Here is a 13398-nt window from a genome sequence, read left to right as displayed (position 1 = left end):
CGTGGAATGAAACTTTCGTATTATGGATATTATGGGAGCCAGCCGAGGTTGGCAAGGATCTTTCGTGACACCTGTCACGGATCCGGCCACCGAGATCTCACCCGGCGCACGAGGCGGCCGGGCTGTACCGACGGGAGATGGCCATGACCACGACGACCACACGAGCCGGTTCGGGCGGGGTGCAATCGGTGGAACGCGTTTTCGAGCTCCTCGAGGTGATCACCGCGGCCGGTGGGGAGATGTCGCTCAGCGAGCTCTCCGCCGCTGTGAAGCTTCCGCTGCCCACCATCCACCGGCTGCTGCGCACGCTGGTGCCCTCCGGCTACGTCCGTCAGCTCCCCAACCGCAACTACGCGCTGGGGCCGCGGCTGATCCTGCTGGGGGAGGCCGCCGGGCGGCAGTTCGGTTCGGCGGCCCGTTCGCGTCTGGACGAGCTGGTGGCCGAGCTCGGCGAGTCGGCGAACATGGCCGTGCTCGACGGCCATGAGGTCGTCTACATCGCCCAGGCCCAGTCCAACCGGTCCATGCGCATGTTCACGGAGGTGGGCCGCCGGGCCGACACCCACGACACCGGTGTGGGCAAGGCCATGCTCGCCACCCTGCCGGACGAACGGGTCCGTGCCATCGTGGGCGCGGCGGGCATGGCCACGCCCACGCCCAAGAGCATCGGGACCCTCGAGGAGCTGTTCGCGGACCTCGACCGGATCCGGGAGCGCGGCTACGCGATCGACGACGAGGAGACCGAGCTCGGCGTGCGCTGCTTCGCGATGGCGGTGCCCGGGGCGCCGACCCCCACGGCGATCTCCGTCTCCGGACCGGTGTCCCGGGTGGACGAGGAGTTCGGCCGCCGGGCCGTGCCCGTGCTGCGCCGGGCGGCCGAGGCGATCGCCGCCGAGCTGATGCCCGTCACGGCCTGACTCCCGGGCGTCGCTGTCGGAGGCGGGTGCGGGATCAGGCGTCGCCGCCGGCGTTGCCGGTGGTGCCGGCGGTGACGTCGTCCAGGCGGTAGCGCTCGAACGCCCGGGCCGGGGCCCCGTCGTCCACCTCCCCCCGGTCGGCGAGCATCTGCAGCGCCCGCACCACGATGGAGTGCACGTCGATCCCGAACCAGCGCCGAGCCGCGGCGCGGGTGTCCGAGAAGCCGAAGTCGTCGGCACCCAGGGTGGCGAAGTCGTTCGGCAGGTACTGCCGGATCCGGTCCGGCAGCTCCGAGACGAAGTCCGTGGAGGCGATGACGGGCCCCTCCGCCCCTGCGAGCTGCTGGGTCACGAAGGGCACCCGGCGCGGTGCTGCCGGGTTGCGGAACGCCTCCTGCTCGGCGGCCAGGCCGTCGCGGCGCAGCTCGTTCCAGGAGGTCACCGACCACACGTCGGCGGAGACCCCCCACTCCTCGGCCAGCACCTGCTGGGCCTGCAGGGCCCACGGCACCGACACGCCCGAGCCGAGCAGCTGCACCTTCGGGCCGGGGTGCGCGGAGCCGGCGACCCGGTGGATGCCGCGCACGATGCCCTCGACGTCGACGTCCTCCGGCTCGGCCGGCTGCTGGTAGGGCTCGTTGTAGACCGTCAGGTAGTACATGACGTTCGGGTCCGCCGAGTCCGGGCCGTACATCTGCTCGAGGCCGTGCCGGACGATGTGGGCGATCTCGTAGCCGTAGGCCGGGTCGTAGCTGCGCACGGCCGGGTTCGTGCCGGCGAGCACGGGGGAGTGGCCGTCGGCGTGCTGGAGGCCCTCGCCGGTGAGCGTGGTGCGCCCGGCGGTGGCCCCGATGATGAACCCGCGGGTCATCTGGTCGGCGGCGGCCCAGAAGGAGTCGCCGGTGCGCTGGAAGCCGAACATCGAGTAGAAGATGTAGACCGGCACCATGGGCTCGCCGTGGGTGGCGTAGGCGGTGCCTGCGGCGGTGAACGCCGCCACGGAGCCGGCCTCGTTGATCCCCGCGTGCAGGATCTGGCCCTGTGGGGACTCCTTGTAGGCGAGCATCAGCTCGCGGTCCACGGAGAGGTAGTTCTGCCCGTTGGGGTTGTAGATCTTCGCCGTGGGGAAGAACGAGTCCATGCCGAAGGTCCGGGCCTCGTCGGGGACGATGGGCACGATCCGGTGGCCGAAGTCCTTGCTCCGCATGAGATCCCGCAGGACGCGCACGAAGGCCATGGTGGTGGCCGCCATCTGCTTGCCCGATCCCTTCTTGCCGGACCGGTAGGCGTCGTCGCCGGGCAGCACCACGGGGGCGTGCCGGGCCCGGCGCACGGGCAGGCCTCCGCCCAGCTCCCTGCGCCGCTCGAGAAGGTAGCGGATCTCCGGGGCGTCGGGGCCGGGGTGGTAGTACGGGACGCCGTAGAGGTCGTTGTCGATCTGCTCGTCGGTGACCGGGATGCGCAAAAGGTCGCGGAAGGCCTTGAGGTCCTCCAGGGTCAGCTTCTTCATCTGGTGGGTCGCGTTGCGCGCCTCGAAAGAGGCGCCCAGCCCGTAGCCCTTCACCGTCATCGCGAGCACCACCGTGGGCTTGCCCCGGAACTCGGTGGCCGCCCGGTAGGCGGCATAGACCTTCCGATAGTCGTGGCCGCCGCGCTTGAGGGCCCAGATCTCGTCGTCGGTCATGTCCGCGACGAGCTCCTTGGTGGTGGTGGACCGGCCGAAGAAGTGGTCGCGGACGAACCCGCCGGATTCCGCCTTGAAGGTCTGGTAGTCCCCGTCGAGGGTCTCGTTCATGACCCGGACCAGCTCGCCGTTCGTGTCGGCCGCCAGCAGGGGGTCCCACTCCCGTCCCCACAGCACCTTGACCACGTTCCAGCCGGCGCCGCGGAAGAAGGCCTCCAGCTCCTGGACGATCTTGCCGTTGCCGCGCACCGGCCCGTCCAGGCGCTGCAGGTTGCAGTTGATCACGAAGTTCAGGTTGTCCAGCTTCTCGTTGGCGGCCAGCTGCAGCAGCCCGCGCGACTCCGGCTCGTCCATCTCGCCGTCGCCCAGGAACGCCCAGACCTGCTGCTCGGAGGTGTCCTTGATCCCGCGGTGGTGCAGGTAGCGGTTGAACTGCGCCTGGTAGATCGCGTTCATCGGCCCGATGCCCATGGACACGGTCGGGAACTGCCAGAAGTCGGGCATGGAGCGGGGGTGCGGGTAGGACGGGATGCCGTCGCTGCCCTTGGACTTCTCCTGCCGGAACCCGTCCAGCTGCTCCTCGGTGAGCCGGCCCTCCAGGAACGCCCGGGCGTACATACCCGGGGAGGCGTGACCCTGGAAGAAGACCTGGTCCCCGCCGCCGGGATGGTCGGGGCCGCGGAAGAAGTGGTTGAAGCCGACCTCGTAGAGGGTGGCCGCGCCGGCGTAGGTGGAGATGTGACCGCCCACGCCGATCTCCGGGCGCTGGGCCCGGTGCACCATCACGGCGGCGTTCCAGCGCAGCCAGCGGCGGTAGGTGCGCTCGATCTCCTCGTCGCCCGGGAACTCCGGCTCCTGGTCCACGGGGATCGTGTTCACGTAGTCCGTGGTGACCGTCGGCGCGGCCGGGCCCGCGGACCCGGGTCGTGGTGCCGACGACTGCAGGAGGTACTGCGTCCGCTCCCGCACCTGCTTCTCGATGAGGTCCTCGAACGAACCCAGCCACTGCGCGGCTGCGGCCGATGTGCTGTCCGGGGCCTCGGGAGTCGGCCGGTTGCGGTGTTCAACCATGTGCTCAGGGGTCACGTCAACTCTTTCTCAGGGGTCATGGGTGGAGAAAGCCAGGGGTGGAGGAGAGGCGCGTCCGACCGGCCTCCTGCGGCGCCGGGATCCCCGGCGCCGCAGAAGACCGGTGGAGGTTCGCCGGCGGGTCAGTGCGCGGACGAGCCGCTCGAGCCGTCCTGGGGCTTGCAGACCCTGGTGTCGATGATCTCGCCGGCGGCGGTGATGACGGGCACCTCGTTGCCGTCGCAGTCCACGAGCTTGCCGTTCCTGACGGTGTCGCCCTCCTGGAGGTGGTCCTGCAGATGCTCGATGCTCTCGTAGCGCACCGCGCGCACCGGGGCGTTGGCGAAGACGGAGCCGGTGCCCCTCGGCGGATTGCCGGCGCGGAACTCGTTGAACAGGATGTTGAGCAGGATCGCCATCACGGCCGCCGAGCTGATGCCGGAGTGGAAGATCGTCTCGAACCAGGCCGGGAAGTTCGCGTAGATCTCGGGCACGGCGATGGGCAGCATGCCGAACCCGATGGAGGTGGCCACGATGATCAGGTTGGCGCCGTTGCCGAAGTCCACCTTCGCCAGGGTGCGGATGCCGGAGGCGGCCACGCTGCCGAAGAGCACGATGCCGGCCCCGCCGAGCACGGGCGGCGGGACCGCCGCGACGACCCGCCCGAGCACGGGCAGCAGGCCGAGGGTCACGAGGATGAGGCCGCCGGCCGTGACCACGAAGCGGCTCTTGACGCCGGTGATGGCCACGAGCCCCACGTTCTGGGCGAAGGCGCTCTGGGTGAAGCCGTTGAAGAGGGGGGCCAGGGCGGAGGAGGCCATGTCCGCGCGCAGGCCGTCGGCGATGCGCTTCTTGTCGACCTTCGTGTCGACGATCTCGCCGACCGCGATGATGTCGGCGGTGGTCTCGGTGAGGGTCACGAGGATGACGATGAACATCGAGAGGATGGCCGCCACCTCGAACACGGGGGGACCGAAGGCCAGCGGCTGCGGGACGGCGAAGATGTCGCCGCTGAGCACCTGGCTGAAGTCCGCCATGCCCAGCGCCGCGGCCGCGGCCGTGCCGAGCACCAGGCCGATGAGGATGGAGAGCCGGGAGATGGCGGCGCTGCCCAGCTTGGAGAGCAGCATGATGATGAGCAGGGTCAGGCCGGCCAGGGCGATGTTGCCGACCGAGCCGTACTCGGGGGACTGCGCGTTGCCGCCCATGGCCCACCGGGCCGCCACCGGGAACAGCGTGAGGCCGATGGACGTGATCACCACGCCGGTGACGACCGGCGGGAAGAAGCGGATGATGCTCACGAAGAACGGTGTGATGAGGAAGCCGACGACCGAGGCGACGATGACGGCGCCGAAGACGGCCTGGATGCCGCCGCCGCTCTGGACGATCGCGGTCATGGTGGCCACGCCGGCGAAGGAGGTGCCCTGCACGAGCGGCAGCTGCGAGCCGAAGAACTTGAGGCCCCAGGACTGCAGGACCGTGGCGAGTCCGCCCACGAACAGCGAGGCCGCGATGAGCAGACCCTGCTCCTGCGGGGTCATGCCGGCGACCCCGCCGATGATGAGCGGCGGGGCGATGATGCCGCCGTACATGGTGAGCACGTGCTGCAGCCCGTAGCCGAGGCTGGCGCCCGCGCCGAGGTACTCGTCCTCGGGGCGGGCGCGGGTGGTGGTGGGCGGCTCAGCGGTGCGTGACCTGGCCATGGTGTTCTCCTAAGGATCCTGGTGACGGGAGAGACCCGGTGCCGGCGAAGGGGCGGGACCGGGGCGGAGCGAGGAGGTGGAGAGGTGCGCGATGCGCGGTGGGCGCCGCGGGGCGCCGGGTGAGCCGGCAGCGTGGGCGCCGCCCGCAGGAGGGTGCGGGGGTCCGCCGTCGTCGCGCACGGACGACGACGGACCCCGGCCGGTGCCGCCGTGGGCGGCACCGGGGAGTGCGGTGCTCAGCAGAAGCCTGCGATGCCCATCCAGGCGGACTCGTTCTCCGCGGCTCCCTTGCGCTGGATCGTGGCCTCGATGAGTCCGTAGGGGCGGTCGGCCGCCCAGTGGGTCTCCTTGTCGTTCTCGAGGCCGCAGAAGCCGAGGTCGTACACGAAGTGGTGCTTGTTCGGGCACGAGAACTTGATCTCGTCGATCTCCGGGTGGGCCTCGATGACGGCCTTGCCCATCAGGTAGAGGGTCTCCTGCAGGGCCTTGGAGTAGTGGTCGGTGAACTTGGTCAGGATGATCTTCTTGACGTTCTCGTAGACGGCGTCGTAGTCCACGTCGGTGGTGTTGTAGCGCCACCGGGTGGCCACGTCCGTGGACATGATCCGGTCCTCGGTCTCGGGCAGGACCGTGTACTTGTCCTTCGGGTAGCCCGTGAAGCCGGACTGCGTGGACTTCAGGACCGTGAGGTCCTTGAACCCGGCGATCACCGTGCGCTCCTCGCCGTCGGCGACGACCACCGCGGTGCGCACCTCGTCCTTGTGCTGCACGAAGCAGTGGTCGTGGTCGTTGATGCGGTTCCACGCGTACTCCTGGGCCGCCCAGCGACCACCGGTGATCCACTCGAACTCGCCGGTGAAGTGGTCGGCGAGCTTGAGCAGGAACTGCTCGGGGGACTCGATCCCGTACTGCTGGGCGAAGGCGAACACGGTCTGCTTCTGCGTGTCCGTGGGCACGCAGTGGGCGTTGTCGCCGAGGGTGTGCACCTCCTCCAGGTCGCCGCGCAGCTGCGAGGTGACCACGAGGTCGCGGATCTCGTGGCGGTCGGTGTCGCGGTTGATGCGCACCACGTGGTTCTCGGCCTTGCCGTACTGGTTCTTGCCCAGGACGACGGTGTCCGTGGTCTTCTCGGTGATGACGTCGGTCATAACGTTTCTCCTTGCACTCGAGGTTTCTGCTGATCGGGGCGGTCGAAGACGGGCTGACCCGTCGACTCCTGGGTCAACTGCCCCGGTAGGTGGAAAAGGCGAACGGGCTCAGCAGGAGCGGCACGTGGTAGTGCCTCTCCTCGGCCTGCACCGTGAAGTTCACCGTCACGAACGGGTAGAACGTCGGCTGGTTCCGGCCGGCGAAGTACTGTCCCGTGGCGAAGGTGATCCGGTAGTCGCCGGATTCCAGGGTCTCTGGGCCCAGTTCGGGCACGCGTCCGTCGGCGTTGGTCTCGGCGGTCGCGATGGAGGTGCCGTCGGCGGCCTCGAGGGCCACGGCGATCCCCTGGGCGGGGGTGCCGGTGACGGAGTCGAGGACGTGGGCGGTGACGTAGCTCATGGGGTGACGAGTCCTTCGAGTCGGAGGAGGGCGATCTGGCGCAGCTGGTCGGCGACCACGGCCTGCTCCGTCCCGGGGTCGTTGTCCATGCGGGCGGAGAGCTGGTCGAGGATCTCCTCGGGGCTGCGCCCGGCGGCGCGGATGAGGAACACCTGGCCGAACCGCTCCTCGTAGGCGAGGTTGCCCTCGCGCAGGCGCTGCTGGACGTCGGTGTCCGTGGGGTCGACCGCGGACTGCTCCGCTCGCGACAGCCCGGCCTCCGCGTGGTCGCCCTCGGCCCGCTCGCCGATGCGAGGGTGGTGGGACAGGGCTCTCTCGATCTCCTCGGCGCCGAACGGTTTCGCGGCCGTCCGGGCCGTGCTGAGCAGGGCATCATGGTGGGCGTAGGGCCGGGCGTCGACCACGGCCTCCACCCAGCGCGGGATGTCGAGCGCCGGACGGACGACCTCGGCCGCCTGGGTCCTGTTGAGGGAGTTGAACGCGGTGAGCTTCATGGAGTGTGCCTGTCACCTCTCTGTATTCCGTAATGTGGAAGAAAACTTTCACTGCGTATAGTGAACTGGCTCACAAGCTGGAAGTCAATGGTCGCATCCTTGTGTTACTGATTTTTTGCAGAGAGATGCCGGGAGTGAAACTTCGGTTTCACCGCGGGGCAGGAGGATTGCGGCCATGCCGAGGGAGTGCGGAAGGAACGTCATGGATGGAGCAGGGGATCGGCACGGCGGTCCGGGTGCGGAGGACAAGGTGCTCGTGGTGACGGGAGCCGGTTCGGGGATCGGCCGCGCGGTGGCGCGCGCCTTCCTGGCGGCCGGGTGGGTGGTGGTGCTGGCCGGCCGGCGGCGTGCCGCCCTGGTGGAGACCGCCGAGGCCGCACCCGGTGCCCGGATCGTCCCGGTGGATGTGGCCGACGCCGAGAGCGTGGCCTCGGCCTTCCGGGGGATCGAGGAGCTGACCGGGCGGATCGACGTCCTGTTCAACAACGCGGGCACGTTCGGGCCCCGCGGTGGGGCGGACGAGATCGATCCCGACGAGTGGCAGCGCACCCTGCAGGTCAACCTGACCGGGACGTTCCTGTGCTCGGCACAGGCCGTCCGGATCATGAAGCGGCAGCAGCCCCGGGGTGGGCGGATCATCAACAACGGCTCGATCTCCGCGCACGCGCCCCGGCCCCTGTCCGCGGCCTACACCGCGAGCAAGCACGCGGTCACCGGCCTCACCCGGTCCCTGGACCTGGACGGGCGCCCCTACGGCATCACCTGCGGGCAGATCGACATCGGCAACGCGGCCACGGAGCTGCTGGCGGGCCTGGGCACGGACGGCGGCGCCCTGCAGGCCGACGGCACGCTGCGACCGGAACCGAGCTTCCCCGTCGAGGAGGTGGGGCGGGCGGTGCTGATGATGGCCGAGCTGCCCGCCTCCGCCACGGTGAACTCGCTCGTGCTGACCGCCTCGGGGATGCCGTTCGCCGGTCGCGGCTGACGGATCGGTGCCGCACTCCGCGCCGGGGACCTCCGCGACGCTGTCTCCGCGACACTGTCTCCGGGGGCACCCGTTCTCGCGACCCCTCTTGACGAGCGCCCCAGGAGGTACTAATTTCATATTGTGGAAACTTAATTCCATAGTACGAATCCTGGAGGAACCCGTGAACCACACCGCGCCGTCGCCCGCACCCGCGATCTTCTTCGACTACACCGCCATCGACTGCGACCCGGACCTCAGCCGCCCGCTGCACCGGCACCGGCGGACCGCACCGCTGTGGGCGCTCGCGGTGTCCTCGGCCTGCGTGGGCGCGATGGTGGGCCGCGCGGCCGCTCGACGCCTCCCGTAACCACGTCCTCCAGGAGCCGGTGCAGACCAGCGCGCCGGCTCGCTCCACCGATCCACCCCTCGAGGAGAACCCATGACCCAGCAGATCCGGACCGGCCGGCAGGCCCCCGACCTCGCACTGACCGACCACGAAGGACAGCAGGTCCGGCTCTCCGAGCTGCGCGACCACAAGGTGATCGTCTACTTCTATCCCAAGGCCTTCACCCCCGGCTGCACCTCCGAGGCGTGCGACTTCCGGGACAGCCTCGCCTCGCTCCAGCACCTGGGCTACACCGTGCTCGGGGTCTCCGGGGACGACCTTGAGACCCTGTCCCGATTCGCCGAGGAGTACCACCTTCCCTACCGGCTGCTCTCCGACCCCGACGGTCAGGCCGCCCGGGCATGGGGTGCCTGGGGGGAGAAGACGGTCAACGGGGAGACCCGGACCGGCCCGCTCCGCTCGACCTTCGTCATGGAGCAGGACGGCACCGTGAGCTCCGCGGAGTACAACGTCCAGGCCGAGGGCCACGTCAAGAGCCTGCGGGAGCGGCTGGGCGCCTGAGCCGCACCGGTCGTCGGACCCGGATGGGCTCAGGCCCGGAAGGTCAGCTCGGTGCAGAGGTCGTCGCCGAGCACGAAGCGGCGCACCGGGGCGCGCAGCGCCCCGGAGAGGTGGTCCGCGCCGGGGAACCGGATGCCCGGCACCCCGTCCCCGATGAGCATGGGTGCGGTGGTGAGGTAGAGACGGTGCAGCGTCCCGGCCGCGAGGAACCCCGAGACGGTGCGCCCGCCGCCCTCCACGAGCACCCGCCGCAGGCCCCGCCGGGCCAGCGCCTCGAGCACGGCCCGGGGTGCCAGCCCGTGCTCGCCCACGGGCACCCGCAGCACCGCGACGTGCGGCGCCGGCGCCGCGGGCACGTCCGCGTCCTCGCCCACGACCCACAGCGTGGGCGCGGCTCCGTCCGTGAGCACGGCCGAGGTCAGCGGGGCGCGCGCCGAGGGGTCCAGGACCACCCGGGTGGGATGGGGGCCGGGCACGGCGCGGACGGTCAGCCGGCAGTCGTCGGCGACCACGGTGCCGACGCCCACGACCACGGCCTCCACAAGTGCGCGCAACCGGTGCAGGTGCTCCCGGTCCTCCGGGCCGGTCACGAACTCGGCGTGCCCGGTGCGCGAGGCGATGAACCCGTCCAGGCTCTGTCCCAGCTGGGCGAGGACGAGGGGGCCCCGGTGCGCCACGAGCGGTCCGTAGCGTTCGACGAGCTCCGCCCCCGGCGGCGGCACGGGGCCGGTCCGGCCGGCGAGCAGCGCCTCCCAGGCGGCGGCGGGGGAGGCGTCCGGGGCGGCCGGGCCGGAGGCGTCGTCGTCCGCGGGCGGTGGGGCGGCCCCGGTGCCGCGGGGCGCGGAACTGTCGATCACGGGATCAGTCCCGGGCGAGGAACCGGTCCCGTGCCGTCTCCGCGGCGATGGCCCGCAGGCGGTCGTACTGGTCGGCGGCCCCGGCCTCGAGGGTCCTCAGCTCCTCGGCGTCGAGGCGCGGCTCGGCGGGGGCGAGCTCCAGGAGCGTGACCCACATGCTGCGCTTGGCGACCACCAGGGACTGCAGCATCTCGAGCTCACCGTGGGCGGCGATGCCGGTCCGCTCCCGGATCCGGCTCAGCGGATTGAGCCGGGAGGCAATGCCGGTGACGGTTCCGAGCCCCTTGGCCACCGTGCGCCGGCCGGAGCCCAGACGGTCGATCATCGCCTCGAGGCGGCCGATGTCGTCCTTGATCTCGTCGACGAACGCCGCGAACCGGCCCTCGTAGGGGGTGCCGGCCCACGTGGTGGCCGCCTCGTCGAAGAGCCGCACCCCGGAGAGGGCCCCCATGTAGTGCCCGAGCATGTAGGCCTCGAGCTTGTCGGACCGGACTCCGGCGCCCGCGGCGCCGTTCGGGCCGGTGGGCGGCTGCTCGCTCATCTGCTACTCCTCGCTCGTGGGAAGGGCGTCGCCGGGGCCCAGCACGGATCTCCCCGGGGCCACCAGCCTACTGACTCCGTCCCCCTCGCGGCAGGAGGGGTGCGGCGGGACGGGGTGCGGGGCCGCCGGGCCGGGCGGAAACCATAAGGGATGTGACTATCATGGGGCGCATGACTGAGAACGCGAGCGGATCCCCGGACCCCGACGAGCAGCAGACCATCGGCGCCTCCAGCCCTGAGCCGGGCAGCGGGCTCGACCGCGACCCGGACGAGTGGGCCACCGGCGAGGAGCCGATGACCAGCGCGCAGCGCAGCTACCTCGACACCCTGGCCCGCGAGGCCGGCGAGGAGCTGCCGGCGGACCTCACCAAGGCCGAGGCGTCCAAGCACATCGACCGCCTGCAGGGCGAGAGCGGCAGGGTCCAGGACCAGTAGGTCCTGCACCGGCGGAGGGGGAGCACCGTGAAGATCGTCGTCCTGGGAGCCACGGGCAACGTGGGCACCGCGGTGCTCCGCCGGCTGCACGCCGCGCCGGAGGTCACCCACATCGTCGGAGTCTCCCGCGAGGGGCCCGAGCGGGGCGGGGAGCCCTACGACGGCGTGGAGTGGCACACCGTCGACGTCGCCGCGAAGGAGTCCACCGCGGCGCTGGCGGAGATCATGGCCGGCGCGGACGCCGTGATCCACCTCGTGTGGCTCATCCGCCCGAACCGGGACTTCGCGCTGATGCACGAGACGAACGTGGACGGCCTCGTCCACGTGCTCGACGCCGTGGTGCTCGCCGGCGTGCCCCAGATCGTCTACCCCTCCTCGCTCGGCGCCTACAGCCCCGGCCCCAAGGACCGGGCCGTGGACGAGTCCTGGCCGGTCGGCGGGGTCGAGACCTCGCACTACAACGTGCAGAAGGCCGAGACGGAGGCGCTGCTCAACCGGTTCGAGGAGGCCCACCCCGGGATCGTGGTGACCCGGCTGCGGCCCGGCTTCCTGTTCCAGGCGGACGCCGCCCCCGAGATCGGGGACTACTTCTTCGGCGCCCTCGTGCCCAGGAAGCTCATCGCCCGGCTGCGCCTGCCCGTGCTGCCGTTCCCCGAGAAGTTCCGCTTCCAGACGCTGCACACCGACGACGTCGCGGACGCGTTCTGGCGGGTCGTCCAGCACCGGGCCGGCGGGGCGTTCAACGTCGCCGCCGAGCCGGTGCTCGGCGCCGACGGCGTGGCGCAGGTGCTCGGCGCCCGGCGCGTGCTGCCCGTGCCGCCGGCCCTGGTGCGCGCGCTCGTGGCGATCACCTACCGGCTGCGGCTGCAGCCCACCGACCCCGGCTGGATCGACCTGGCCGGCGCCGTGCCGATCATGGACACCACGCGGATCCGCGAGGTCACCGGCTGGTCGGAGAGCGTGAGCTCGCTCGAGGCGCTGCGGGAGCTCGTCGACCACCTGGACGGCCGGGAGGGCCTGGGCAACAAGGAGCACCGGCCCAAGTCGCCGCTGGTCTGACCGCGCCGGCCCCGCCGGGCGGGTCCGTGGACCCGGACGTCCCGCGGGTCAGCGGTCCCGGCGCCGGAGCACGGCCAGCACCGCGCTGATCAGCACCATGGCGCAGGCCGCGCCGACCGCGGCGGCGAACGCGCCCCGGCGCCCGGCGGTCTCGGCCAGGAGCCCGGCCGACGCCGCGCCCACGGCGGAGCCGAGGACCACGCCGCTCGCGAGCATCGTCATGACCGTGCCCAGCCGCTCCGGCCGGGCGACGTCCCCGCCGATGGTGTAGATCGTGACCATGGCGGGCCCCAGCGGCAGACCGGCGAGCAGCAGCACCACGAGCATCGACCCGATCCCGCTCGGCAGCAGGAACAGCAGGCTCAGGGCGGCCATGGCGCCGGAGCTGACCAGCCAGCGGGAGGCGGGCCGGAAGCGCTGCGGCCACCACGCCACCGACAGGGCCGCGGCCGCCGAGCTGATGCCGAGCACGGCGTAGAGCAGACCGGTCGCGCTCTGGATCCCGAACTCGCCGCCGAAGGCGTTGAGACCGTTCTGCACGGCGCCGAAGAACGCACCCATGGCTACCATCCCCAGGACGGGGAGCAGCACGAGGACCCGCTCCCGGACGGGAACGGGACGGGCCGCCGCACGGCGCCGGTCCTCGCGCGAGACGGCTGGGACCGCCAGGCGCGTGGGGTGCACGGCGAAGGTCGTGACCATGGTGAGGGTCAGGACGGCCGCGAGGACGAAGGGGGACCAGGGGGCGACCAGGGAGGCCAGGACACCGACCAGGGCCGGGCCGAGCACGAAGGTCAGCTCGTCGGCGGTGGACTCGTAGGACAGGGCGGTGTCCAGCTCGCGCCGGTTCCCGCCGACCAGGCCGCGCCACCGCACCCGGGCCAGCGGGCCGACCTGGGGGCAGGTGGCGCCCACGAGCAGGGACGCGCCGACGAGCAGCGGCACGGCCGGCGCGTCCGGGCCCGCGGGGGCGTGGGCGGTGACCAGCAGCAGCGCGATGGCCACGGCGTGGGCGAGGGCGGAGACCAGCAGCACGGCCTGCTGGCCCAGGCGGTCGGCGAGGTGGCCCATCAGGGGCCCGCCCAGCGCCGAACCGACCCCGACGGCGCCGGCGGCCAGCCCTCCGACGACGTAGGAGCCGCTGACGGCGGTGGCGAGGGTGAGCGCCCCGACGGTGAGCATGGCCAGGGGCAGGCGGGCCGCGAAGGCGATCGGCAGG

At 71.5% G+C, this 13398-nt stretch carries 14 protein-coding genes; 6 read left to right on the top strand and 8 right to left on the bottom strand.

Translation table 11 applies throughout. The features are described 5' to 3' along the window. The first annotated feature begins 143 nt into the window (after positions 1 to 143). Positions 144 to 917, top strand: coding sequence for an IclR family transcriptional regulator (locus CRM73_RS08080; protein WP_095651231.1), 774 nt, complete (start codon positions 144 to 146; stop codon positions 915 to 917). Between the two features lie 34 nt (positions 918 to 951). On the opposite strand, the gene aceE is transcribed toward CRM73_RS08080, so the two are convergent. The 5 genes from aceE to uraD all read right to left on the bottom strand — a co-directional run bounded on the left by aceE (position 952) and on the right by uraD (position 7414). Then, positions 952 to 3672: a pyruvate dehydrogenase (acetyl-transferring), homodimeric type gene (gene aceE, locus CRM73_RS08075; RefSeq protein WP_229587336.1), complete on the bottom strand. Its 2721-nt coding sequence runs from the start codon at positions 3670 to 3672 to the stop codon at positions 952 to 954. Between the two features lie 140 nt (positions 3673 to 3812). Then, on the bottom strand, positions 3813 to 5372 hold the full coding sequence (locus tag CRM73_RS08070; RefSeq protein ID WP_176336908.1) for a nucleobase:cation symporter-2 family protein: 1560 nt from the start codon (positions 5370 to 5372) through the stop codon (positions 3813 to 3815). A 236-nt stretch (positions 5373 to 5608) separates the two neighbouring features. Next, complete coding sequence (gene pucL / locus CRM73_RS08065) at positions 5609 to 6520, bottom strand: factor-independent urate hydroxylase (protein WP_176336907.1); 912 nt, start codon at positions 6518 to 6520, stop codon at positions 5609 to 5611. 73 nt (positions 6521 to 6593) lie between these two features. Further along, a complete protein-coding gene (uraH, locus tag CRM73_RS08060) occupies positions 6594 to 6920 on the bottom strand; it encodes a hydroxyisourate hydrolase (protein ID WP_017834776.1) in 327 nt (108 codons plus the stop codon). Further along, on the bottom strand, positions 6917 to 7414 hold the full coding sequence (uraD, locus tag CRM73_RS08055) for a 2-oxo-4-hydroxy-4-carboxy-5-ureidoimidazoline decarboxylase (protein ID WP_229587327.1): 498 nt from the start codon (positions 7412 to 7414) through the stop codon (positions 6917 to 6919). The genes uraH and uraD overlap by 4 nt, the downstream gene beginning before the upstream one ends. A gap of 202 nt (positions 7415 to 7616) precedes the next feature. On the opposite strand from uraD, the gene CRM73_RS08050 reads away from it, so the two are divergent. From CRM73_RS08050 to CRM73_RS08040, 3 genes are all read left to right on the top strand, one after another. Further along, positions 7617 to 8399 (top strand): SDR family oxidoreductase, encoded by a 783-nt coding sequence (locus tag CRM73_RS08050; RefSeq protein ID WP_229587326.1) that lies wholly within the window; start codon positions 7617 to 7619, stop codon positions 8397 to 8399. 163 nt (positions 8400 to 8562) lie between these two features. Continuing rightward, positions 8563 to 8748, top strand: a complete 186-nt coding sequence (locus tag CRM73_RS08045; RefSeq protein ID WP_095651226.1) for a hypothetical protein — start codon at positions 8563 to 8565, stop codon at positions 8746 to 8748. Positions 8749 to 8820: 72 nt separating this feature from the next. Further along, positions 8821 to 9288 carry a peroxiredoxin gene (locus CRM73_RS08040; RefSeq protein WP_229587325.1) on the top strand — a complete coding sequence of 156 codons (468 nt, stop codon included), beginning with the start codon at positions 8821 to 8823 and terminating at the stop codon, positions 9286 to 9288. Positions 9289 to 9317: 29 nt separating this feature from the next. Here CRM73_RS08040 and CRM73_RS08035 read toward each other — a convergent pair whose 3' ends face one another. Together CRM73_RS08035 and CRM73_RS08030 are read right to left on the bottom strand one after the other, a co-directional pair. Beyond that, positions 9318 to 10145, bottom strand: coding sequence for a RibD family protein (locus tag CRM73_RS08035; protein ID WP_229587324.1), 828 nt, complete (start codon positions 10143 to 10145; stop codon positions 9318 to 9320). A gap of 4 nt (positions 10146 to 10149) precedes the next feature. Next, positions 10150 to 10686, bottom strand: a complete 537-nt coding sequence (locus tag CRM73_RS08030; protein WP_017834782.1) for a hypothetical protein — start codon at positions 10684 to 10686, stop codon at positions 10150 to 10152. A gap of 170 nt (positions 10687 to 10856) precedes the next feature. Between CRM73_RS08030 and CRM73_RS08025 the strand changes: the two genes are divergently transcribed. Further along, the gene (locus CRM73_RS08025; RefSeq protein ID WP_017834783.1) at positions 10857 to 11120 is read left to right on the top strand and encodes a DUF3072 domain-containing protein; all 264 of its coding nucleotides are present in this window, start codon (positions 10857 to 10859) and stop codon (positions 11118 to 11120) included. A 27-nt stretch (positions 11121 to 11147) separates the two neighbouring features. Continuing rightward, positions 11148 to 12179 (top strand): NAD-dependent epimerase/dehydratase family protein, encoded by a 1032-nt coding sequence (locus CRM73_RS08020; RefSeq protein WP_109243094.1) that lies wholly within the window; start codon positions 11148 to 11150, stop codon positions 12177 to 12179. Positions 12180 to 12227: 48 nt separating this feature from the next. Here CRM73_RS08020 and CRM73_RS08015 read toward each other — a convergent pair whose 3' ends face one another. Next, entirely contained in the window at positions 12228 to 13397 is a 1170-nt protein-coding gene (locus CRM73_RS08015) for an MFS transporter (protein WP_229587323.1), read from the bottom strand. Between the last annotated feature and the right edge of the window lies 1 nt (position 13398).

Source organism: Kocuria sp. CCUG 69068 (assembly GCF_020833785.1).
Classification (GTDB): Bacteria; Actinomycetota; Actinomycetes; order Actinomycetales; family Micrococcaceae; genus Kocuria; species Kocuria rosea.
This window is presented reverse-complemented; position numbering and strand designations above follow the sequence as displayed.